The following is a 21,996-nucleotide window of genomic DNA, read 5'->3' on the forward strand; positions in this document are numbered from 1 at the left end:
AGTTACTTGCTGCTGCCGAGACCCGAGGCCCACGGGTAGCTCTCGAGGTACGGGTCTGGCTTGATCGGCTGGCCGGAGTCCCAGACGGTGTAGATCAGTCCGTCGCTTCGGATTTCGCCGATGCGGGCGGTCTTGGTGATGTGGTGGTTGTCGCCGTCGATGGTGACCAGGCCTTCGGGAGCCTCGAAGGTCACACCGTCGGCATTGTCCTGAATATCCTTGACAGCAAAGGAATTGGCCTTTTCGACCGTGTTCTTCCACAGGTACACGGAAGTGTAGGCAGCTTCCATGGGGTCGGACGTGGGCTTGTCCTGGCCGTACTTCGCCTTGTATGCCGCGACGAACTTGTTGTTCACCGGGGTGTCGATGGTCTGGTAGTAGTTCCAGGCTGTCAGCTGACCTTCGACGTTCTGGACGCCGATACCGCCCACCTCTTCCTCGGCGATGGACACCGAGACAACAGGCATGTCGGCCGGCTTGAGGCCCACATTGGTGTACTCGCGGAAGAACGCGACGTTCGAATCGCCGTTGAGCGTGTTGAATACGGCGTCGGCGTCTGCCGTGCGGACCTTGTTGACAATGGTGGAGAAGTCGGTCGAACCGAGCGGCGTGTAGTCCTCGCCCTTGATCTCGATGCCGTTGGCCGCGGCGTACGCCTTGATGATGCGATTGGCGGTCTGCGGGAAGACGTAGTCACTTCCGACCAGGTAAAGGGACTTGACGCCCTTTTCCTTCAGGTAGTCCAGTGCGGGAATGATCTGCTGATTGGTCGTAGCGCCCGTGTAGAAGATGTTCTTGGAATCCTCGAGGCCCTCGTACTGAACGGGGTAGTAGAGGAGCGAATTGTTGTCTTCGAAGACCGGGAGCATGGCCTTGCGGCTCGACGACGTCCAGCCGCCGAAAACTGCTGCGACACAGTCGCTGCTGATGAGCTTCTCTGCCTTCTCCGCGAAGACCGTCGGCTCGGACGCGCCGTCCTCGGCGACGATCTGCACCTTCTTGCCCAGAACGCCACCGGCGTCGTTGATCTCCTGAACTGCAAGTGCAATCGAATCGCGCACTGTCACTTCACTGATGGCCATGGTGCCGGACAACGAGTTCAGTGAACCGACCTTGATCGTGTCGCTGGAGGTGTCGACACACGATGCTGCGGTGGTGTCTCCCGACGTGGTGTCAGAGGCTTTGCTTCCACAACCGGTGAGTACCAAACCCAGAGCGGCAAGAGCTGCCGGAGCGGCAAGGGTGCGCTTCGAGAAGGTTCGCATAGACGGGCCTTTCGTCTTCAGGACTTCGGGGAAACGGACTGCCGGAAGTGATGTATCCGGCTCGCGTATACGGCGCTGTATTCGTCGATGCGGATGAGCGTAGGGAGAGTGTGTTTCTGAAAGAATGAGACTCGATCACCATCATGTGTCCGATATTTCGGTTTGATGAACGCATGCTCACTCCGCAGGTCAGAGCAGGCTCGGTGTTAGCATCCTCGATATTCGATCAAGCATTCGCTTGACGATTGACGAGGGGGATTAGACCAGTGCGTTCGACCCGACGGGAAGAGATACTCACTCACGCTGCCAAATTGTTCAGCGAGCGTGGTATCGCGGCAACGACGGTGCGAGATATCGCCGACGAGGTCGGAATTCTGTCCGGAAGCCTCTATCACTACTTCGAATCCAAGGATGCGATGGCGCACGAAATTGTCGTGCGGTTCCTCGAAGATCTCAACATCAGATACGAGAACTCGATCGAACCAGCGGGATCGGCTCGCGACCGGTTGGCATCCATGGTCGAGGTGTCGTTCAACACCGCACTCGACCATCCGTACGCCACCGAGGTCTATCAAGGCGAAGCGATTCTGTCATCCCAGCCTGCCGATGCTCCCATTACCGTTGCGGTCCAGAAAGCACACAGCTACTGGCGCACGGCAATTGCGCGGGGGATTGCCGAAGGGGAGTTTCGCGAAGACATCGACCCGGAGCAGTTTCATCGCTTGATGCGGGAGTCGGTGTGGTCGACAGTGGCTCAATATCGCTCGCAGTTGGCTGAGCTGGCACCGGAACTGCAGCGGAATTTGATCCTGGTGTTTCTCGACGGGTTCGCCCTGCGCGGCGACGGTTCTCGGGTGCCCGCTCGAGTGAAGGCCCCCGCCGACAAAGTCGACGTTGTACCGCCGGCCGGGTCGGTGGCCGAACTGCGTTCGGATGTGGACGAGTTGAAGTCGGTGATTCGCGATCTGAGCTCCGCGATTCGTGATCTGCAGGCCGAGCAACGGGGCTGATTTCCCCGTATTTACTGCGGTTTTGACTATCGGTGTGACCCAGTGCATACTTCTGCCCAGCTTCGTAAATCAAGCGCTTGTTTGATTTACCAAATATTGCTTGGACAGGAGTGGGATGTGAGACTCGGAAAGGCGATAGCCTTGGCCGCGGCAGTCGTGCTCGGGACCGGTGCGTGTGCCTCCGCCGGGGTCATTCCGGACGACGAGATCGTGATCGGTCTGGACGAGGATTCGACCGGGCCTGGTGCGTCGTACAGCACCATCGCGGGCAAGACGGTCCGCTTGAGCGTCGATTTGATCAACCAGGCAGGTGGGATCAACGGCAAACCGGTACGACTGGTGGTCGAGAACGACGAGAGCAGTCCCACCAAGACTCCGTCGATCATTCGGAAGCTGGTGGATCAGGGCGCAAGTGCCGTCATTCTGGCGACCGGCAGCGGCTCGGTCCTGCAGGCGAAGTCGATTCTTGAGCAGTCGAAGATCCCGGCAATCGCACCCGTTGTCCTCAGTGACGCGTTTGCCTCCCCTCCCGGCAACGACTACTCCTTCATGATTCCCAACTCGCTCAAGCAGTACGCCGAGGTGTATTGCGGAGCGTTCGAGAAGCTGGGGTACACATCGCTCGGAATCCTCGGTGACGCAAGCGCTTCCATCGACGGCATCATCAAGACGCTGCGCCCGGCGCTGGAGAAGTGCGCAACGGTCACCGCCGTCGAGAAGGCACCGGTAGACGCCGCGGACCTCACGGCGCAGGTGTCGCGACTCGCGGAAACGAAACCAGACGCCATTCTGGTGGCCAGCATCGGTGGCCACTTCGAGATCCTGGCGCACAACACACTCTCGAAGATCGTCCCCGAGACGCAGCGCTTCTCGCTGGCCTCCATCGGAAATCAGCCGGCCTCGTGGGCTTTGGCTGATCCGAAGGCACTCAGTGGCATGGTCTACATGGGATCGCTCAGTGCCGACAACATGCGTACTGCGGAGTTGACCGAGAAGGTCCGGGCAGTCAAGGGCGACGACTATCAGCTGACCGCCTACGACGCGCAAGCGTATGACGCCGTCATGATGCTGGCGAAGGCCATCGAGATCGCCGGTGGTCATCAGGACCGCACCGCGGTTCGGGATGCGCTCCAGCAGGTTTCGGGTCTGCCCGCCAGTTTCGGTCAGGACGATCTGACGCTGTCCTTCAGCCCGGGCGACCACTTGGCCCCGGACAGCCTGTGCGGACTGGTGCTCGTCGAATTCGGTGACGACAACAAGCCCGCCCATCCGTGGGATTCCTATCAGCCCCCGTGCGGATAACCGAGGAGCTTTGACATGACAGACGCACAACTCTGGCTTGCAGCCATCGAGATCGGTGCTTTCTTCTCGTTGATCGCCTTGGGGATGTACCTCGTGGTGGTCGGCGCGGATTTCTTCAACTTCGCCATGGGGCCGTACGCCATGGCAGCGGCTATGGCGAGCAGCTGGATCGCGGTCAACCACGGACTGGCTCTGTGGCTGGCGATGCCGCTGGGAATTGCTGTTGCAGTGGTGCTTTCGGTACTGACCGAAAAGCTGGTGGTGAAGCAGGTTCAGAAGCGCTCGGGACGTGGTGAGCTACCGGCTTTGGTGGCCGTGACGGCGGTGCTCTTCGGTATTCAGCAACTGGCGGGAACCGTGTTCGGACGTACGCCGCTGCCGGGACAGAAGATCTTCGACTTCGATCCGATCACCGTTGCCGGCGCCACCGTCGACAGCGCGACCGTGGTTCTGATCGTGGGTACTGCGCTGGTGTTCATCGGAATCGGCCTGTGGCTGAACACGTCCACTGCCGGCCGATTGCTACGGGCCGTGGGCGACAACCCCGACGCGGCACGGGTGCTCGGCTTGCCGGTGGACCGGGTTCGACTGATCGCCTTCACACTCGCGGGCGTCATTGCCGCGATCGCGGGACTGTTGTTCGCCCCCAAGGCCGGTGTGCAGTTCACCAGCGGATTGTCCTGGACGCTTACCGCTTTCATCGCGCTGGTCATCGGCGGTACCGGACGTAGCTGGGCGCCGCTGATCGGCGGAATGTTGCTGGGCATCGTCCAGGTGTTCGCGCCGTACTACTTCGGTGCCAGCGCCGCTCAGACCGCGATCCTCCTGATCGCACTGGTCTTCTTCGCCTTCCGCCCGGAAGGTCTGCTCTCGAGAAAGGTGCGCGTCTGATGGGTGCGATAACCACACCTCGCGCGATCAGGTCGCGAGCGCGGCTGGGCAACGTGTCGCGCGAAGCCCTGATAACGGTGACTGTTGTTGCGGTAGTTCTCCTGTGGATGGGGCCCAGCCTGTACCGACAGGACCTCATCTTCCTTGCCGCCACCTACTCGCTGATTGCGCTGGGAATGTATGTTCCCTTCGTTCTGGCAGGTTCCCTGTCGATGGCCTACAGCGCCTATGCAGCGATCGGTGCCTACGCGGTTGCCTTGATGTCTGTGAAGACCGGGATGTCGATGTGGTGGGGCTGGCTGATCGGCGCGTTGGTTGCAGCGTGCGTAGCGGTGCTCCTCAGTCTTGCCACGCAGAAACTTTCGGGTTTCTACCTCGCGGCTGTGACTCTGCTGTTCGGAATTGCCTTCGAGCACTGGCTCATCGACGGACCCAGCTTCACCGGCGGTTCGGCCGGCATCTCCGGAGTTCAAGCTCTCACGATGTTCGGTTGGGAACCGCCGCGATACGCGTTGGTCGTGTTCGCGATTCTGTTCGTCTGCGTCATTGCCATTGCGGTCGATCGACTGCGGAAGTCCGTGTGGGGCCTGATGTTGCAGGCTTCGCGGGACAACCGGAACGTCGCCAGGTCCTCCGGTGTCAACCCGATGCACTTGACCGTCGTGGCACTGGCAATCGGTGCTGCGATCGCGTCGACCGGTGGATCCCTCTTCACCGTCTCGGTTCAAGCGGTGACGCCGGAAACCTTCACTCTCAGCATCGTCTTCCTCGCTATCTTCATGCCGATCATCGGTGGCCGCGGCTCCGCATGGGGTGCACCGCTCGGTGCGCTCATCGTGGTGATCGTGACACTCAACATGCCCGGATATCAGGGCAGTGGCGAACTCCTGCTTGCCGGTGCGGTTCTGGTCATTCTGATCGTCGCACCGGGCGGCGTGATCGGCTGGACTCGCGCGTTGATCAACCGGCTGACTGCTACCTACCAGGAGCGTGATTCCCGATGACCGATCCGTTACTCGCGGTTCGTGGCCTCCACAAGTCCTACGGCGGTGTGCGGGCGGTCGACGACGTGTCGTTCAGCGTCGGCCCCGGTGAGGTCATCGGTCTGGTCGGCCCCAACGGCGCGGGCAAGACAACACTCGTCGACTGCATCTTCGGTACCCAGCAAGCCGATTCCGGAACGGTGAGTCTGGCCGGTAAGACGCTGAGCGGCCCATCGGAACGTCGTGCCAGGCACGGGCTCTCACGGACCTTCCAGCACCCGCAGTTGGCGCTCGAACTCAATGCCGTCGACAACATCATCCCGGGACTCTACGGACACCGGATCACCTCGCCGCTGCACTCGCTGTGGTGGGCGATCAAGGGGCCGTTCGAAAACTGGGACAAGGCCTCGGATCAGGCTTCGGCGCTGGCGCGGGAGTATTCGATCACCGACACCGAAAGCGCATGTGGTGATCTGAGTCTGGGTGCTCAGCGGTTGGTCGAGGTTGCGCGTGCGATGGCAACCGGACCGGAAGTGCTGCTCCTGGACGAACCGTTTGCCGGCGCGGATCACGACGGCATCGACGCAATCTCGGGCGCAGTCCGTTCCATTGCCGCACAGGGGAAGGGTGTTGTTCTCGTCGATCACAACGTCGACCTCATCGCAGAACTCGCGACAACGGTGGTTCTGCTGAACTTCGGCTCAGTCGCCTTCTACGGGCCGCCGCAGGAATGCCTGTCCAGCAACGCGATGCGTGAGGTCTATTTCGGCTCCGACGACGAAGAGGGTGTGAGCAATGCTCGAGGTCGATAAGGTCACTGTCCGTTACGGATCGGCGATCGCGGTGCGCGACGTCAGCTTTGTCGCGCCGCCCGGTCAGGTCACTGCCCTGGTCGGACCCAACGGTGCGGGCAAGACTTCGCTGATGGGGGCGATCTACGGTTCCGTGCCGGCGTCCGGCCGGATAACCGTCGACGGTCGCAGTGTCGAGAAGATGTCGGCGATGCAGCGCGCACGCAGCGGTTTTGCGTATGTTCCGCAAGGACGGCAGTTGTTCATGCGCATGTCGGTTCGCGAAAATCTCCGGGTAGGCGCCGACCTTCTGGGCCTTACAGCTGACGCGGTGGATTCGGCATTTGCGCGCTTTCCGATTCTGAAAGAGCGTGCCGAAAGTTTTGCCGGGGTACTCAGCGGTGGTGAGCAACAGATGCTGGTTCTTGGCCGGGCGCTGCTGGCAAAACCGTCGTTGCTGCTTCTCGACGAGATGATGACCGGTCTGGCGCCCAAGATCGTGGCTGAATTACGCACGCTTGTAGGACAACTGGCAGAGGAAGGGGTTACGGTAATTGTGTCCGAGCCGGCTTTGTCTGCATTGAAGGCGGTCGTGGACCGTGGGTACGTGATGCAACGCGGCGAGATTGTGCGCGAATGCGATTCCGCCGCTTCGCTCGACGCTGCATACAAACTATCGATGGGCGTGCACAGCGCCGAGGGGAGATGAACGACGATCATGCAGGAAGTCACAACGTTGGACGTGGCAATCGGCGAGTTTGCCCTCGATCCGGATCGATTTTCCGGCGTCAGTATCAGTGAAATAGTCCGGCACTGGTCGGAGACCATCCCGGACCGCACGGCGTTCATCACCCCGACTTCGCGAATTTCGTGGGCGCAGTACGACGCGGCCGCCGACGCCATCGCGTCGGCACTCGAACTCTCCAGCGAGGGATACGGCCATGTTGCGGTGCTGCTTCCGGACACCATGGTGTTCCATGCCGCGCTGTGCGCTGCGTACCGCACCGGCCGGGTGGCTGTGGGAATCGGATCGCGATCCGGGCTCCGCGAGATCTCACATCTGATCGAACGTTCCGACGCCACAGTTCTGGTGACGGCTCGAACTCTCCGCGGGGTCGACACCACGGAGTTGATCTCACAACTGCGACAGGCGCATCCCGCTCTGGACGTGGTATTTGCCGACGACACCGGAGCCGTGAGTTTCGAACGAGCTGCCGCGACGGGCGGTGTTGTTTCTCTTCCCGTGCCGGCGCGGGCATTCGCAGCGACAAGCCCGACCTTCTCGACTGCCGCCGTGTCCATGCTGAACTCGACCTCCGGCACGACCGGCCTCCCGAAGTTGGTGACCCAGACGGAAGATCGGTGGGTTGCGTTCTCCGAGATCGGCGCAGAGGCAGCCGATGTCGGGCCGGACGAAGTCTTCCTCGGCGCCGTTCCGGCCCCGTTCGGTTTCGGCCTCTGGACGTCGCACTTCCTGCCCGCGTTGCTGGGAGCGCCCAACGTGGTCATGGAGCGTTTCGACGTCGCGGTGATGATCGATCTCATCGAACGTGAGGGCGTCACGGTGTTGAATTGTGTGAGTACACAATTCAAGATGCTGTTGCGATCCGGCGCCGCTGCCGACGCCAATCTCGATTCGTTGCGTGTCATGTTCACCGGGGGAGAAGCGGTTCCGTATTCGGAGGCCCTGGCGTTCGAGGAGCGAACAGGAGCCGCCGTGCTGCAGTTCTACGGTTCCAACGAGACCGGGGCCGTCTCCGTCACCACTGTCGACGACGACTCCGATACCCGGCTGCGTACCTGCGGACACGTCATCGACCGGATGCAGGTTCGGGTATTCGACGACACGGCAACAGAAGTGGTCGGGGCTATGCGCCGCGGCCAACCGGCGGTCAACGGACCGTTGATGTGTCAGGGCTACTGGGGCGACGTCGAGGCCAACAACGAGTTGTACACCGGAGACGGCTGGATGCTGCTCGGCGACATCGTCGAAATCGACGAGGACGGTCGCGTTCGCGTGGTGGGTCGTAAGGCCGACATCATCATTCGGGGCGGCAAGAACATCTCCGCCGTCGAAGTCGAGGAATATGTCCGCGCGCACCCGCTGGTGGATTTGGTTGCCGCAGTGGGCGTCGACGACGCACTCTTCGGCGAAAAGGTGTGCGCCGTTGTCGTGACCACGGATAACGAGGTACTGTCCGCGGCGGAACTCACCGATTGGATGCGTGAGCAGGGTGTCACGCGCGAATACATTCCGGAGTACGTGATGACGCTGGCGGAGTTGCCGATGGCAGCCGGCGGAAAGGTCGCCAAGGGAGCCGTCAAGGAACTCGTGCGCGAGAAACTCGCTGAGTCGGCCTGACAATCCGGCAACCTCGACGGTGTCGGGTTAGTCTGATTCGGACCTAGTGCCGAGCTGTCAGGACTCCGATGCCACATCGATTCAGGATATTGCGATGGACCGTACTGGCACTCACCGTCGGAGGTGCGGTCCTCGCGGGGATACGCAGCCCGAGACCCGGCGCACTGGTTGTGCGCTGGGTCTTCGGCCGCGACGCCGCAAAGGTTACCGACACGCTGCGCAAACACGCGCCGGGAGGCGTCGACACCATTCGCGATCAGCAGTATCGTGCGCGTGATTCCGATGCCCGACTGGACGTGTATTTTCCTGCCGGTACGCAGACCGCGCTCCCCACCGTGGTGTGGACACACGGTGGTGCCTGGATTTCCGGCAACAAGTCCAACAACGCTACGTACTTCGAATTGCTTGCCTCTCGGGGTTTCACCGTGGTGTCGCTGGATTATTCCATCGGACCAGCGCATCGGTATCCGACCGCGATCGGTCAACTCAACGACGCGCACGCGTACATCCTCGAGAACGCCGAGCGTTTGCACGTCGATCCGTCCAAGATATTTCTGGCCGGTGATTCAGCAGGTGCTCAGTTATCGAGCCAATTGGCAACGATCATCACCAATCCCGAGTACGCGAAACATGTTTGTGTGACGCCGGCCTTGCGTCCGGATCAACTACGCGGCGTTGTGCTGAACTGCGGAATCTATGACGTCGCGAATATGGTGGGCGGTCCCGGCATCGTCGGCTGGGGTGTCGACCGCTCGCTGTGGGCATATACCGGCGATCGCCGTTTTGCCGATAGTGCTGCTGCAGAACAGATGTCGACGCTCCATCACGTCACCGCGGATTTTCCACCCGTCTACATCAGTGGTGGCAATGCCGACCCGCTGACCGCTCGGCAGTCGAAACCGTTGGCCGACAAGCTGACTGGATTCGGAGTCAAGGTGGACATGTTGTTCTACCCGGACGATCACGAGCCGGCGCTCGGGCATGAGTACCAGTTCAACCTCGATAATGCAGACGGCGTGGCGGCATTCGAGCGCACCGTCGACTTTCTCTCGTCACGAGTTGACTGATCGTATTACCCTGTTCTGCTTGAGAATATGACATTCGCGGCAATCTGGCCGTAGGCAATTGCCAGGCAACTCCCAGGAACCGCATCTCCGCTAGCCTGGTGCGCGATGTACGTTTCCGACGCCCAGGAGTTGCTGTGCCCAAGTCGTCCCCACGCCGATTACCCCGGTGGGCGCTCGGCCTGTTGAGCGCGGTGTTCGCCCTGATGATCGTCGGGGGACTGGCGACGTACTTCAGTCCGTGGCCCGGAACCTTGGCAATGCGGTGGATGGCGGAAGGGAGTGCAGATTCGGTTTCTGCGACGCTCTCCGAGTTGGCTCCGCCTGGCATCGAGACGCGTGCCGACGTGAGCTACCGCGACGGCGATCCGGATGCCTTGCTCGACGCCTACTTCCCGGATTCGGGGTCGCCGGCACTGCCCACACTGATCTGGACTCACGGTGGCAGTTGGGTCTACGGAGACAAGGAAGATTACTCGGGCTACTACAAGAGTCTGGCCGGCGAAGGGTTCACCGTCATTTCCCTGGATTACTCCCTGGGCCCGGACGCGACGTATCCGACAGTGCTCCATCAACTGAACGACGCCTATCGGTACATCACCGACAATGCCGAGCAGTTGCACGTCGATCCGAACGCACTCTTCCTCGGCGGGGATTCTGCCGGCGGCCAGATCTCGAGTCAGATCGCTGCAATGATCACCGATCCGCACTACGCCGCCGAGGTCGGAGTCACGCCCAGCCTTACGCCGCAGCAGGTCCGCGGTGTCGTCCTGGATTGTGGCGTCTACGACATGGACGAGTTCCTCAACTCCGACGGCAGATTCGGCTGGACGGCAGATCGCGAATCCATCTGGGCATACACCGGAACCAAAGACTTCGAGAACTCGCCGGAAGTTGAGCAGATGTCGACGATCAACGCCGTCACGTCAGCTTTTCCGCCGACCTTCATCACGGCTGGCAATGCCGACGAACTGACCGCCGGCCAGTCGAAACCGTTTGCGGACAGGCTCATTCGACTGGGCGTCGACGTCGATGCCCTCTTCTATCCCGATGATTACGAACCGGCGCTCGAACACGAGTATCAGTTCGATCTTGAAACTCCCGACGGGCAGATCGCGTTCGACCGCACCGTTGCCTTTCTCCGGGAGTATTCGTAGTTCTTGATTGAACTGAGGGGACTGACCAAGGTTTACGGACCGACCAAAGTCAGGCGGGGGCTCACCCAGCTTGGTTGGTGGTTCCGTCATCTCTGCGCTGCCGCGCCTTGTCGCGGTCGATGTGGAGCCGAACACCTTTGTGTACCACTGTATACGGCATATCGTCGTCGTTGTCCGGGTCGCCGGAGCCTGCTGGATCCGGCAGTTCCGCGATCTGCTCGATGACGATCTGTGCTCGTGCCGCGCCGGGATCGAACATCTCCTGAAACGGCCCGACGAACGACCCGCCAAGCCCGCGGTGCTTCGCCCGAACAGCCGCCCACCCGAGCAGCGCCAACGGGCCGATCATGGCGAACAGCAGTAACAAGTCCCACCCCATGCCCTCGAGCGTACAGATGAGATGGTGCGGAAATACTTCTGGTTAGCGAATTACATACGGCGAGATCGAGCTTCGATGCTCGCTGATATCCAAGGCCTTTCCCAACGGAGGGAAGGCGCGCTGAGGGCAGTTCAAGCGTTCACACACTCGGCAACCCGAGCCGATCGGTGTGCCGGGATTGGACTCGTCCAAGTCCAAACCGTCGCCGTAGACAAGTCGATGAGCGTGGCGGATTTCGCAGCCCAGCCCGATGGCAAAGATCTTCTGTGGCTGGCCGTACCTCGCGGCCCGACGCTCGACTGTGCGCGCCACCCATAGGTAGCGTCTGCCGTCGGGCATCTGGGCGATCTGCGGCATGATCTTGCCCGGGTAGGAGAAGGTTTCGTACACATTCCACAGGGGGCAGGTGCCGCCACTGGTGGAGAAGTGAAAGCCAGTGGCGGACTGACGCTTCGACATGTTTCCCGCGCGGTCGACACGCACGAACATGAACGGGACGCCGCGCAGTTTCGGTCTCTGCAACGTCGACAGCCGATGGCAGATCGTTTCGTAGCTGGCGGAGTAGAACGCCGACATGCGCTCGATGTCGTAGCGGAAATCCTCCGCGACGTCGTGAAACTGCCCGTAAGGGAGGACAGTGGCCGCGGCGAAGTAGTTGGCCAGGCCGAGGCGAGCCAGCGATACCGATTCCTCGCTGGTGAAGTTGCCTTCCGCGACGAGAGAGTCGAGCAGGTCGTTGTGTTCGAGGTAGGCCAGTTCGGTGGCGAACTTGAATACCTGCTGACCGCCGGAGAGGTGCGACGAGATTTCGAGGACCCGGTTCTCGGGGTCGTACCGATGCAGGATGTTCTCGCCGAGGTCGATTCGGCGAACAATCTGCACGTCGTGGATCGTTTCCAGACGGCGGGCAATTTCGCCTGCGATGTCGCCGCGGTGGAAACGCAGGCGTGACGTCAACTCTTCCGCAGCGGTATCGAGGTCGTGGATGTAGTTCTGCCGTTGATAGAAGTAGTCGCGCACTTCCTCGTGCGGCATCGTGATGGAACCACTGCCACTGCCGTCCGAAAAGCGATCCTCGGTGGCTGCGGCCAACTGCGCCGTGGTGTTGCGGAAGCGGCGGTGCATGTTGACCATCGCCTTTGCCAACCCCGGATGGCTCGACACCATCTCGGCGATCTCATGCGCGTCGGCGTCGATACCCATTTCCTGGTCGAGAGCCACCTCGCGCATTTCGGCGATCAGACGGGTGTCGTCCTGCGACGAGAAGAAGGTGGTGTCGACACCGAACACCTCACTGATCCGCAGCAGGACGGGCACAGTCAGCGGGCGGACGTCATGCTCGATCTGGTTGAGGTAACTTGCCGAGATTTCAAGCGTCTTTGCCAACGACGCTTGGCTCAGCCCACGCTCGGTGCGTAGTTGGCGGAGCCGGACACCGACAAAGGTTTTCGACATTCAGCCAGGATACGAGGGGTATCAGTAGTTCGCAAACTTGTGTTTGCAGACTTAACTCCCTCAAGTGTGTCGGTGGCCGCTGCCACACTGAAGAAGACCACAAGGTCGGTGTTCTTCGTCCTCGTAGCCAGGAGCAGAAATGACCAACCCTGATCTCACCCTCATCGCAGTTCTGCTCGATCGTTCGGGTTCCATGCATTCCATCAAGTCGGATACCGAGGGCGGCTTCAATGCGTTCATCGCCGAGCAGCGCACTCGAGCCGGCGCTGCGGTAGTCACGCTGGCCCAGTTCGACACCACCTACGAGCGCGTGTACACCAATATCCCCGTCGCGGAGGTGCCAGCTCTGGACCTGCGTCCGCGCGGTGGGACTGCGCTGCTCGACGGCATCGGCCGGCTCACCACCGAAATGGGTGAGGAACTTGCAGCACTGGACGAGAGCGATCGCCCCGGAACGGTGATCGTCGTTGTTATCACCGACGGCGAGGAGAACCAGAGTCAGGATTGGAATCTGACGTCGGTCAAGGAAGTAATTTCGCGGCAGGAATCGGAGTACGGCTGGGACTACCTGTTTCTGGGCGCCAACATCGATGCCGTATCCGTAGGTTCGCGTATCGGATTCAGTCCGGACAAGTCCATCACGTACGCGGCGTCGTCGACCGGTGTCGACGCGGTGTTCAAGGCGACGTCCGACTACGCCAGCCGCAAGCGCAGCGCACCCGCTTTCTCTCCGCCGGTTGCGGGTTTCTCGGATGCCGATCGCGAAGCGACGAAGAAGTAGGGGATCGCATACCCATGCTGCATGCCTTGGTCGGTGACGAAGTTGTTGCGGTGGATGTCGAGCGACCAGAAGCGGGAATTGACGACCTGGTCGGCGAATTGGTCGACCGGTATCGGACCAGTTGCCGGTACCTGATCACACACCTCTATCGGCGTGGCGAACCCGATAGGTACGTCAATCGCGGTCAGTATTCGAGTACCTCGCCGGAGGACTGCTCGAGAGCGCTCGACGAGTTGCATCAATTGCAGTCCGGGCACCTCTCGGATGTTGAGGTGTCGAGTCTTGTAGATGCCGGAACGGGCAGGGTGATTGCGCGTAGTCGGCGTTACTGCAGCGTTGCAATCCATTCTGCAGGAAGAGATTCTGCCTCGTACAGTGACTACCGAGCTTTCGCTGTCGAGCGCCGATCTGATGACGGCGCATCAGCAACATGCTTCGCGTCTCATCACTTCCTGCAGTTGGTATTGCCGGATACTTCACAAACCGGTGCTTACGGTCTTGTCGACATTGACGACGAGCAGCAGATTCCACAGCTGCGCGAACACGCTCGGCTCCGCACGGGCCCGTTTGCCGTAGTTCATCCCGACCAGAAGCCGCTCGAGGTAACGGTGCGTGAAGAAACTCTCCGACAAGATGGCGGCACAAACGTGAGACTCACCTATGGGGTACCGGCGATCGCCACGCCGTGCGTCCTCCGCGGTCCCGGCGCCTTGTCACCAGCGGACCCGCCGGAGCATCTTCGAAGTGTGCCGGATGCCATCCCGTTCGAGTCGCTGTTCGGCGGGCATATCGACGTCCTCGACAGGGTATTCACAACGGCCGTTCGTCTCGGTCAACCGGTGCAGTGGACTTCAGAGCGTATCGAGGGCGGTGACGGCTGATGGGGCTCGACGCGTTTGTTTCGTGCAACTGTTGGCGTGAGGGGCGGACTGTGCCGCCGCCCGTGCCGGTCTACTTCAATTCTGGGGAGGGATATTGGGACGTGGTCAACCCTGTCGATTACCAAGCCTTTTGGGATTGGCGTGGAACGGCTTGCGAGCATGAGGAAATGGAGCTGGTAGCCGAGCGGATCGGAAACTGGTCGACGGTGCGGTGGTTGGAATTTGTCCTGATTGCGGCTGGCCGATCAAGATTCCCCACCCTGGTCAGCAGCATCGTTCGAGTAGGCAACGGTGGTGCTGTTCCGGTAGAGCACTGTGCAGATGCGCTGGTCGAATTGGATGAGCTGGCCGAGAGCTGTTTGCCCGCAGTTCAACTAGTAAATGCAGACACAGGGGAAGTGCTCGAGACGATTCTCGAACCCGACACCTGGTATCAGGGCGAGCGGTTGCGATGGATCGATGTCACCGCGGTTATCGACGATATGCCGGCCCCAGTTCGTGTCTGGCAGAGTGGCGAGTTGCTGTTCGAGGCCTACGAATTCAGTCAGGAGCCGACGGGCACGAAATATCGCCTGGTCCGGATCGACAACAGATCTTCCGGCCCAGGCGAAACGGTTGTGCCTCTGCCGTTCAGGCGGCTACCTGACGGGGATGTGCCTGATCGAATAGCGTTGCAGCGAAGAGATGTTCGAGTCGGGGACCATGTGTTTGCGCTTGTGTCCTTGCGTGCATTGTTCACTGCGGCGGTCGAAGTCGGTAATCCTGTGGGCTGGAGTTGAGGACGCAACCCTATCGCCCTGCTGGTCAGCCTTTGTTCTCCGAACGCGGAGCGCCCATACCCGGATCGATCTGGAATGGCCCGCTCGCAGACGGAGCAAGCGGGAAGTCGAAGATCGCGGTCGGGAGATACACCGTCGAGCAGGAGTTCGGAATATCCACGACGCCGGAGAGTCTGCCTTCGATCGGTGCGGCGCCGAGAAGCAGATACGCCTGCTCCGGGGCGTAGCCGAACTTCGTGAGGTACTCGATCGCGTGCAGACACGCACGCTGGTAGGACAGGTGGGAGTCCAGATACTTCTGCTCACCGTCCAGCGTCACGGATGTGCCCGAGAACGCCAGCCACTCGGAATACTGCGGGTCTGTGTTGCCCGGCATGAAGATCGCATTCTCGGACACCCCGTAGGTGTCCATGCCGCCTTTGATGATGTCGACGCGCAGATCGATGAAGCCGCCCATCTCGATGGCGCCGCAGAAGGTGATCTCACCGTCGCCCTGGGAGAAGTGCAGGTCTCCGACGGACAGGTTCGCGCCGTCGACAAATACGGGGTAGAAGATTCGGCTGCCCTTTGTCAGGTTCTTGATGTCCTGGTTGCCGCCGTTCTCACGCGGGGGAGCAGTGCGGGCAGCTTCGCCGGCAACGCGGGTGTAGTCGTCGCCGGTGAGTGTTCCGAGTACGGCGTCCCGGGGCTCGGGCGGAAGTGCCAGTGGGGGAACTCGATTGGGATCAGTGGCAATCAGTGCGCTTTCGCGGGCGTTCCACTTCGAGAGCAGGGCGGCCGACGGCGCAGTGCCCATGAGGCCCGGGTGCACTATTCCGGTGAACGACACGTGCGGGATGTGGCGCGACGTCGCGGTTTGCCCCGAGAAATCCCACACCGCTTTGTATGCGTCGGGGAACTGCTCGGTGAGGAATCCGCCGCCGTTGTTGCGCGGGAAGATGCCGGTGTACCCCCAGCCCTGGCCGGCCAACGGACCCGAATCTTCTTGGGGGATAGGGCCGATGTCGAGAATGTCGACGATCAAGAGGTCGCCGGGCTTTGCCCCTTCCAGGGCGAAAGGGCCGGAAAGTGTGTGCACGGTGGTGAGTGGCGCGTTGAGAATGTCGTCCGCGGAATCGTCGTTGTGAATGGCGCCGTCGAACCACTCGCGGCAGTGAACACGGAACGCGTCGCCCGGCTTCACTGTGACCGCGGCCGGAATATCCGGGTGCCAGCGGTTATGGCCGACAATGGCCTGCTCGGTGAACTTCTTGGTGGAATCGAGGGGGAACAGCAACTCCGGCATGTGAACTCCTCATCATCGGGTGGGACATTCAGGGGCGAGGTAGCTTGCGGTGCAAAGGATTAGACGTGGTCGGGGTGGCGGATCGGCGGGCACCCGGTAGTGAACCACTTACTACTGCCGGCTCATGGGCGGATCGTGCCGTGGCATCCAGGAGTCCCATGGCGGCAGAGGATGCGTGGCTCAATCTCGGCGTGGACATCACGCGTCGGGAATCGCCGGAGCATTGAGGACACACAATTGACGTGGGGACCTCGGCCATCGCAAACGACCGCTCGAGCGGTCCGCAGCCGGTGCAGCGAAACTCGTACAGGGGCATGGGCGTCACGCTAGTGGAGGTTGGCGTCGGCGGCAGCGGAACGACGAGCCTGCGTGCACACAAGACTGTGAAATCGCGCTGGAATCCGGGTATCGAGGCAACTTGTGTGCAAAAAATCCCGCCCAGAACGGTGAATCCATGAAATCCACGTGATTGCGGTCACTCCGAGCCCGAAAATGTTGCTGGGAGTGATGCTGGAGTTGCTAGTCGGCGGGGTGCTCGCATCGCCGCAGGAGGTTGTGTGCATTTCGTTCACAGCCTGCAGTTTCTTGCTACTGGCCAGTAGGAAACCTGCCCGATTGGCGAGGTTTGAGCCTCACTGGATCTTCACAGGCTTAGCAAAGTGTGTTGAAAAGATAGCGAAGATTGGCATTAGCAACAGGTAGACGGCACTTTTTCGATGTGTCATTCTCGATGAGTACACAAAAAGGGCCTGGCAAGGATGTGAAGCAGTACGGACGTACCGCTCATGTACTGCTCACAACGGGCCGGACCAGTAGATCTAAGAGATGGAGTCTTGATGTCGACCACCGGCACCCCGAAGACCGCAGCAGAGCTTCAGCAGGATTGGGACACCAACCCCCGCTGGAAGGGCGTAACTCGTAACTACACGGCCGATCAGGTCGTCAAGCTCCAGGGCACCGTCGTCGAGGAGCAGACCCTCGCTCGTCGCGGATCCGAGATCCTCTGGGATCTCGTGAACAACGAGGACTACATCAACTCCCTCGGTGCACTTACCGGCAACATGGCTGTGCAGCAGGTTCGCGCCGGCCTCAAGGCCATCTACCTCTCCGGCTGGCAGGTTGCCGGCGACGCTAACCTCTCGGGCCACACGTACCCGGACCAGAGCCTCTACCCGGCCAACTCGGTGCCGACCGTCGTCCGTCGCATCAACAACGCACTGCTGCGCGCCGACGAGATCGCCAAGACGGAGGGTGACACCTCCGTCAGCAACTGGCTCGCACCGATCGTTGCCGACGCCGAAGCCGGCTTCGGTGGCGCTCTCAACGCATACGAGCTGCAGAAGGCCATGATCGGCGCCGGCGCTGCCGGTGTCCACTGGGAGGATCAGCTCGCTTCGGAGAAGAAGTGCGGCCACCTCGGCGGCAAGGTGCTCATCCCCACGCAGCAGCACATCCGCACCCTGACCTCGGCTCGCTTGGCTTCCGATGTCGCGGACGTTCCGTCCGTCATCATCGCCCGCACCGACGCCGAGGCTGCAACCCTCATCACCTCCGACGTGGACGAGCGTGACCGCCCGTTCCTCGACGGAACCCGCACGGCTGAAGGCTTCTACGGCGTCAAGAACGGCATCGAGCCCTGCATCGCTCGCGCCAAGGCTTACGCACCGTACGCAGACCTCATCTGGATGGAGACCGGCGTGCCGGACCTCGAGGTTGCAAAGAAGTTCGCCGAGTCCGTTCGCAGCGAATTCCCGGACCAGCTCCTGGCCTACAACTGCTCCCCGTCCTTCAACTGGAAGGCACACCTGGACGACGCGACCATCGCGAAGTTCCAGAAGGAACTCGGCGCAATGGGCTTCAAGTTCCAGTTCATCACGCTGGCCGGCTTCCACTCGCTCAACTACGGCATGTTCGACCTGGCCTACGGCTACGCCCGCGAAGGCATGACGGCATTCGTCGACCTGCAGGAGCGCGAGTTCAAGGCTGCCGAAGAGCGCGGCTTCACCGCCATCAAGCACCAGCGTGAGGTTGGCGCCGGCTACTTCGACACCATCGCCACCACCGTTGACCCCAACACCTCGACGGCAGCTCTCAAGGGCTCCACCGAAGAGGGACAGTTCCACTAAGAACTGACATCGGGTGGGGGAGAGGCTCGGCTTCGGGTCTCTCCCCTGCTTTTTATCACGACCTTTCGTCTTCAAGGCAGTTCCGATTGCGTCGGCCACCAGCGTCGACGCGGTTCGAAGTGCTTGTTATGCAACACCTTCACCAGACACACTCCACGAGACAAACAAGGAGCTGACGTGACCAGCGAAAAAATTCAGCGCGTCGGCGTTATCGGCGCCGGAATCATGGGTGCCGGAATCGCCGAGGTGTGCGCCCGCGCACATGTCGATGTTCTGGTCTTCGAGCAGACTCGCGAGCTTGCAGCAGCCGGGCGTTCACGCATCCTGCGTTCGCTCGACCGCGGCGTGAGCAGCGGAAAGATCACAGAACGTGAGCGTGAGCAGGCCGCATGGCGTCTGCGTTTCACCTCCGATCTGGGAGATTTCGCGGACCGCCAGCTCGTCGTGGAGGCCGTCGTCGAAGACGAGAAGATCAAGAGCGAAATCTTCGCCGAGCTCGACGCGGTCGTGACGGATCCGGATGCGGTTCTCGCATCCAACACGTCGTCGATCCCGATCATGAAGCTCGGTATCTCGACCAAGCGTCCCGAGCGCGTCATCGGTATGCACTTCTTCAACCCGGTTCCGGTTCTGCCGCTCGTCGAATTGGTGACGACGCTCAAGACGAGTTCCACCGTGAGTCAGCGCGCCGAGGCTTTTGCCAGTGACATTCTCGGCAAGCAGGTTGTCCGCAGCGCCGACCGCTCCGGCTTCGTCGTCAACGCACTCCTGGTGCCGTACCTGCTCTCCGCCATCCGCATGGTCGAGTCCGGCTTCGCCACGAAGGAAGACATCGACAAGGCAACGGTTCTCGGCCTCGCGCACCCCATGGGTCCGCTGGCTCTGACGGACCTGGTCGGACTCGATACCGTCAAGTCCATCGCCGACTCCATGTACGAAGAGTTCAAGGAGCCGCTGTACTCCGCTCCGCCGCTGCTCCTCCGTATGGTCGAGGCAGGTCTGACGGGTAAGAAGTCCGGCGCAGGGTTCTACGAGTACACCGACAACGGTCGTTCCGCCAAGCAGGCAAGCTAAGGCCAATGGCTCTGTGCGCCTTTGTCGGTAGTTACGGCTACCACGAAGGCGCACAGGGCGCTTGCGCCCCTCGGTTAGAAAGGTCGACCGCATGTCCAGCAGCACTGCAGCATTCGGCTCCAGCGTCCTGGGGTACCCGCGCATCGGTCCGCGGCGGGAGCTCAAGCGTGCCCTCGAGTCCTACTGGCACGGCAATTCCGACAAGGATGCACTTCTCGCGGTCGCCAAGGAACTTCAGGAATCGACCTGGAGCGAATTGGCTGCAACGGGATTGAGCCAGGTTCCCGGCAATACCTTCTCGTTCTACGATCACGTTCTCGACAACGCCTTGCTGTTCGGCGCCGTCCCCGAGCGCTTCAAGCCGCTCGAAAGCGCTTTGGACCCACTTGATTTCTACTTCACGATGGCGCGTGGACGTCCCGATTTCCCGCCCCTCGAGTTGGTTCGGTTCTTCGGCACCAACTACTACTACCGTCAGCCCGAGATCGACGCCGCGACGGAGTTCTCACTCAACTCGGAGGCACTGCTCGACGAATTCGAGCGTGCCAAGGAACGAGGCATCGAACTGCGTCCCGTGATCATGGGACCGGTGTCGTTGCTTCTGCTCTCGAAGGTGGGCCCGGCAACCGAAGCGGTTGACGCCGAGTTCACACCGCTCGACCGGCTCGACGATCTACTTCCCGTGTACGAGAAGCTGTTCGAGCAGTTGGCCAAGGCCGGCGCAACGTGCGTTCAGCTGGACGAGCCTTCGGTGACGGAGGATCGCTCGGCAGAAGAACTTGATGCACTCAAGCGTGCGTACGAGAAGCTGTCCACGGCGCCGCTGCGCCCGCGTCTGCTGGTCACGGGACCGTACGGCAAATTCGGCGAGGCTCTGAACATTCTGGCTGCCACCAAGATCGAGGCATTCGGACTTGACCTCGTGCACGGCCGAATCACGGCCGAAGAACTGGCTGCGGTTCCCCACATCAAGCGCAAGCGCATCTACGCCGGTGTGGTCGACGGCCGGAACGTCTGGCGAGTCGATCGTTTCAACACCTTGACGTACCTCAACGAGCTCAAGGACGTCGTTCCGGATCTTGTTGTCTCCACGTCGTCTTCACTGCTGCACGTGCCGTACGACGTGCTCTCCGAGTACGACATTCCGGGTGACGTCGCTGATCGTCTGGCCTTTGCCAAGCAGAAGGTCGGCGAGGTCGTCTCACTCGCGAAGGCGCTCACCGAAGGCCCGTCGGACAAGTGGCGCAAGCGCCCGACGAAGGTGCACTTCAAGCTCAAGCACGCGGTGCGAGCTCGGGTCAACGCCGTCAAGCCCGAAGATCGTGTTCGCGCGCCGTACGAAGAGCGTCGCAAGGTGCAGCAGGAACGATTGAACCTGCCGTTGGTGCCGGCTCAGACATTGGGCTCGTTCCCGCAGACCAACGAAATCCGCCAGGCGCGTTACGAACTCGGTGAAGGCCGGTTGGCCTGGGACGACTACTACAAGCGCATCCAGGAAGAGATCGAACGCACCATCCGCCTGCAGGAGGACATCGGACTCGATGTTCTCGTGCACGGTGAGCACGAGCGCAACGACATGATCCAGTACTTCGCCGAACTGCTCGAAGGGTATGCCTTCACGCACAACGGTTGGGTTCAGGCATATGGATCCCGTTGTACGCGTCCGCCGATTCTCTACGGAGACATCGCGCGTCCGAAGCCGATGACGGTCGAGTGGATTGCGTACGCGCAGTCGCTGACCGACAAGCCGGTCAAGGGCATGCTCACCGGACCGGTCACCATGATCGCCCGTTCTTTCGTCCGTCAGGATCAGCCGCTCTACGAAACGGCAGAGCAACTGGCCCTTGTCATTCGGGACGAAATTGCAGATCTCGAAGCGGCCGGCATCGCCATCATCCAGGTGGACGAACCGGCAATTCGTGAACTGCTGCCGCTACGTGAGGACGGCCGGGAGGCCTACCTGGAGTGGGCCGTCGACGCGTTCCGTCTGGCAACAGGTGGAGCGAAGCCGGAAACACAGATCCACACACATCTGACGTACTCCGCTCGGTCGTCGGTGGTCGACGCCATCGAACGGTTGGACGCCGATGTGACGGCTATCGTCGCGACCCGCTCCATCACGTGGGTGCTCGATGCATTGAAGGAAGGCGCGCTCACGCACGGCGTCGGCCCCGGTGTGTACGAGTCCCGTTCGGCGAGAATCCCGGATATCGACGAACTCGACGAATTGCTCACGGAGGCAAGCGAATCGATTTCTCTCGATCGCTTGTGGGCAAACCCGGACGGCGGGCTCAAGACTCGCCATCCGTGGCAGCTGGAGCCGTCACTGCGCAACTTGGTTGCCGCGGCGAGACGACTGCGTCGCCGGGCCGAGAACGCTCAGGATACCGGTAACTAGACAAATCGGTACA

Annotated in this window: 20 protein-coding genes; 15 read left to right on the forward strand and 5 right to left on the reverse strand. The window is 61.2% G+C overall.

The genetic code is table 11. The annotated features are described in order from the left end of the window. Positions 1-2 precede the first annotated feature (2 nt). Complete coding sequence (urtA, locus tag ACFRFQ_RS03005) at positions 3-1,265, reverse strand: urea ABC transporter substrate-binding protein (protein ID WP_378652896.1); 1,263 nt, start codon at positions 1,263-1,265, stop codon at positions 3-5. A gap of 266 nt (positions 1,266-1,531) precedes the next feature. On the opposite strand from urtA, the gene ACFRFQ_RS03010 reads away from it, so the two are divergent. From ACFRFQ_RS03010 to ACFRFQ_RS03050, 9 genes are all read left to right on the forward strand, one after another. After that, the gene (locus tag ACFRFQ_RS03010; RefSeq protein WP_378652899.1) at positions 1,532-2,275 is read left to right on the forward strand and encodes a TetR/AcrR family transcriptional regulator; all 744 of its coding nucleotides are present in this window, start codon (positions 1,532-1,534) and stop codon (positions 2,273-2,275) included. Between the two features lie 117 nt (positions 2,276-2,392). Then, complete coding sequence (locus tag ACFRFQ_RS03015) at positions 2,393-3,577, forward strand: ABC transporter substrate-binding protein (protein WP_378652902.1); 1,185 nt, start codon at positions 2,393-2,395, stop codon at positions 3,575-3,577. A gap of 15 nt (positions 3,578-3,592) precedes the next feature. After that, the gene (locus tag ACFRFQ_RS03020) at positions 3,593-4,468 is read left to right on the forward strand and encodes a branched-chain amino acid ABC transporter permease (RefSeq protein WP_138869825.1); all 876 of its coding nucleotides are present in this window, start codon (positions 3,593-3,595) and stop codon (positions 4,466-4,468) included. Next, the gene (locus ACFRFQ_RS03025; protein WP_138869824.1) at positions 4,468-5,472 is read left to right on the forward strand and encodes a branched-chain amino acid ABC transporter permease; all 1,005 of its coding nucleotides are present in this window, start codon (positions 4,468-4,470) and stop codon (positions 5,470-5,472) included. Before ACFRFQ_RS03020 ends, ACFRFQ_RS03025 begins: the two co-directional genes overlap by 1 nt. Next, entirely contained in the window at positions 5,469-6,263 is a 795-nt protein-coding gene (locus tag ACFRFQ_RS03030) for an ABC transporter ATP-binding protein (RefSeq protein WP_378652905.1), read from the forward strand. The genes ACFRFQ_RS03025 and ACFRFQ_RS03030 overlap by 4 nt, the downstream gene beginning before the upstream one ends. Beyond that, positions 6,247-6,951 carry an ABC transporter ATP-binding protein gene (locus ACFRFQ_RS03035; RefSeq protein ID WP_378652908.1) on the forward strand — a complete coding sequence of 235 codons (705 nt, stop codon included), beginning with the start codon at positions 6,247-6,249 and terminating at the stop codon, positions 6,949-6,951. The genes ACFRFQ_RS03030 and ACFRFQ_RS03035 overlap by 17 nt, the downstream gene beginning before the upstream one ends. A 9-nt stretch (positions 6,952-6,960) precedes the next feature. Next, positions 6,961-8,604, forward strand: coding sequence for a class I adenylate-forming enzyme family protein (locus ACFRFQ_RS03040; RefSeq protein ID WP_378652910.1), 1,644 nt, complete (start codon positions 6,961-6,963; stop codon positions 8,602-8,604). Between the two features lie 68 nt (positions 8,605-8,672). Next, positions 8,673-9,671, forward strand: a complete 999-nt coding sequence (locus tag ACFRFQ_RS03045; protein ID WP_378652913.1) for an alpha/beta hydrolase — start codon at positions 8,673-8,675, stop codon at positions 9,669-9,671. A 134-nt stretch (positions 9,672-9,805) separates the two neighbouring features. Next, positions 9,806-10,825 carry an alpha/beta hydrolase gene (locus ACFRFQ_RS03050; protein WP_378652915.1) on the forward strand — a complete coding sequence of 340 codons (1,020 nt, stop codon included), beginning with the start codon at positions 9,806-9,808 and terminating at the stop codon, positions 10,823-10,825. 61 nt (positions 10,826-10,886) lie between these two features. Here ACFRFQ_RS03050 and ACFRFQ_RS03055 read toward each other — a convergent pair whose 3' ends face one another. Together ACFRFQ_RS03055 and ramB are read right to left on the reverse strand one after the other, a co-directional pair. Next, positions 10,887-11,204, reverse strand: coding sequence for a hypothetical protein (locus ACFRFQ_RS03055; protein WP_378652918.1), 318 nt, complete (start codon positions 11,202-11,204; stop codon positions 10,887-10,889). A gap of 42 nt (positions 11,205-11,246) precedes the next feature. Next, positions 11,247-12,659 (reverse strand): acetate metabolism transcriptional regulator RamB, encoded by a 1,413-nt coding sequence (gene ramB / locus ACFRFQ_RS03060; RefSeq protein ID WP_138869818.1) that lies wholly within the window; start codon positions 12,657-12,659, stop codon positions 11,247-11,249. Positions 12,660-12,798: 139 nt separating this feature from the next. Between ramB and ACFRFQ_RS03065 the strand changes: the two genes are divergently transcribed. From ACFRFQ_RS03065 to ACFRFQ_RS03075, 3 genes are all read left to right on the forward strand, one after another. Further along, positions 12,799-13,440, forward strand: a complete 642-nt coding sequence (locus ACFRFQ_RS03065; RefSeq protein ID WP_378652920.1) for a VWA domain-containing protein — start codon at positions 12,799-12,801, stop codon at positions 13,438-13,440. A gap of 14 nt (positions 13,441-13,454) precedes the next feature. Then, the gene (locus ACFRFQ_RS03070) at positions 13,455-14,321 is read left to right on the forward strand and encodes a hypothetical protein (RefSeq protein ID WP_378652923.1); all 867 of its coding nucleotides are present in this window, start codon (positions 13,455-13,457) and stop codon (positions 14,319-14,321) included. A gap of 167 nt (positions 14,322-14,488) precedes the next feature. Then, complete coding sequence (locus ACFRFQ_RS03075) at positions 14,489-15,100, forward strand: hypothetical protein (protein WP_378652926.1); 612 nt, start codon at positions 14,489-14,491, stop codon at positions 15,098-15,100. A gap of 25 nt (positions 15,101-15,125) precedes the next feature. Here ACFRFQ_RS03075 and fmdA read toward each other — a convergent pair whose 3' ends face one another. Together fmdA and ACFRFQ_RS03085 are read right to left on the reverse strand one after the other, a co-directional pair. After that, a complete protein-coding gene (gene fmdA / locus ACFRFQ_RS03080) occupies positions 15,126-16,385 on the reverse strand; it encodes a formamidase (RefSeq protein ID WP_378652928.1) in 1,260 nt (419 codons plus the stop codon). 28 nt (positions 16,386-16,413) lie between these two features. After that, positions 16,414-16,701 (reverse strand): FmdB family zinc ribbon protein, encoded by a 288-nt coding sequence (locus ACFRFQ_RS03085; RefSeq protein ID WP_378653525.1) that lies wholly within the window; start codon positions 16,699-16,701, stop codon positions 16,414-16,416. Positions 16,702-17,221: 520 nt separating this feature from the next. Here ACFRFQ_RS03085 and aceA point away from each other — a divergent pair. From aceA to metE, 3 genes are all read left to right on the forward strand, one after another. Beyond that, positions 17,222-18,511 (forward strand): isocitrate lyase, encoded by a 1,290-nt coding sequence (aceA, locus tag ACFRFQ_RS03090; protein WP_003941533.1) that lies wholly within the window; start codon positions 17,222-17,224, stop codon positions 18,509-18,511. A gap of 177 nt (positions 18,512-18,688) precedes the next feature. After that, a complete protein-coding gene (locus ACFRFQ_RS03095; RefSeq protein ID WP_138869815.1) occupies positions 18,689-19,585 on the forward strand; it encodes a 3-hydroxybutyryl-CoA dehydrogenase in 897 nt (298 codons plus the stop codon). A gap of 91 nt (positions 19,586-19,676) precedes the next feature. Next, complete coding sequence (gene metE, locus ACFRFQ_RS03100) at positions 19,677-21,983, forward strand: 5-methyltetrahydropteroyltriglutamate--homocysteine S-methyltransferase (protein WP_378652930.1); 2,307 nt, start codon at positions 19,677-19,679, stop codon at positions 21,981-21,983. Positions 21,984-21,996 lie beyond the last annotated feature (13 nt).

Source organism: Rhodococcus sp. NPDC056743, assembly GCF_042790355.1.
Classification (GTDB): domain Bacteria; phylum Actinomycetota; class Actinomycetes; order Mycobacteriales; family Mycobacteriaceae; genus Rhodococcus_F.

Coding starts and splice junctions, on each gene's coding strand:
- urtA (WP_378652896.1), bottom strand. CDS start 1,265: ATGCGAACCTTCTCGAAGCGCACCCTTGCCGCTCCGGCAGCTCTTGCC.
- ACFRFQ_RS03020 (WP_138869825.1), top strand. CDS start 3,593: ATGACAGACGCACAACTCTGGCTTGCAGCCATCGAGATCGGTGCTTTC.
- ACFRFQ_RS03025 (WP_138869824.1), top strand. CDS start 4,468: ATGGGTGCGATAACCACACCTCGCGCGATCAGGTCGCGAGCGCGGCTG.
- ACFRFQ_RS03030 (WP_378652905.1), top strand. CDS start 5,469: ATGACCGATCCGTTACTCGCGGTTCGTGGCCTCCACAAGTCCTACGGC.
- ACFRFQ_RS03035 (WP_378652908.1), top strand. CDS start 6,247: ATGCTCGAGGTCGATAAGGTCACTGTCCGTTACGGATCGGCGATCGCG.
- ACFRFQ_RS03040 (WP_378652910.1), top strand. CDS start 6,961: ATGCAGGAAGTCACAACGTTGGACGTGGCAATCGGCGAGTTTGCCCTC.
- ACFRFQ_RS03045 (WP_378652913.1), top strand. CDS start 8,673: ATGCCACATCGATTCAGGATATTGCGATGGACCGTACTGGCACTCACC.
- ACFRFQ_RS03055 (WP_378652918.1), bottom strand. CDS start 11,204: ATGGGGTGGGACTTGTTACTGCTGTTCGCCATGATCGGCCCGTTGGCG.
- ramB (WP_138869818.1), bottom strand. CDS start 12,659: ATGTCGAAAACCTTTGTCGGTGTCCGGCTCCGCCAACTACGCACCGAG.
- ACFRFQ_RS03065 (WP_378652920.1), top strand. CDS start 12,799: ATGACCAACCCTGATCTCACCCTCATCGCAGTTCTGCTCGATCGTTCG.
- ACFRFQ_RS03070 (WP_378652923.1), top strand. CDS start 13,455: ATGCTGCATGCCTTGGTCGGTGACGAAGTTGTTGCGGTGGATGTCGAG.
- ACFRFQ_RS03075 (WP_378652926.1), top strand. CDS start 14,489: ATGGAGCTGGTAGCCGAGCGGATCGGAAACTGGTCGACGGTGCGGTGG.
- fmdA (WP_378652928.1), bottom strand. CDS start 16,385: ATGCCGGAGTTGCTGTTCCCCCTCGATTCCACCAAGAAGTTCACCGAG.
- ACFRFQ_RS03085 (WP_378653525.1), bottom strand. CDS start 16,701: ATGCCCCTGTACGAGTTTCGCTGCACCGGCTGCGGACCGCTCGAGCGG.
- aceA (WP_003941533.1), top strand. CDS start 17,222: ATGTCGACCACCGGCACCCCGAAGACCGCAGCAGAGCTTCAGCAGGAT.
- metE (WP_378652930.1), top strand. CDS start 19,677: ATGTCCAGCAGCACTGCAGCATTCGGCTCCAGCGTCCTGGGGTACCCG.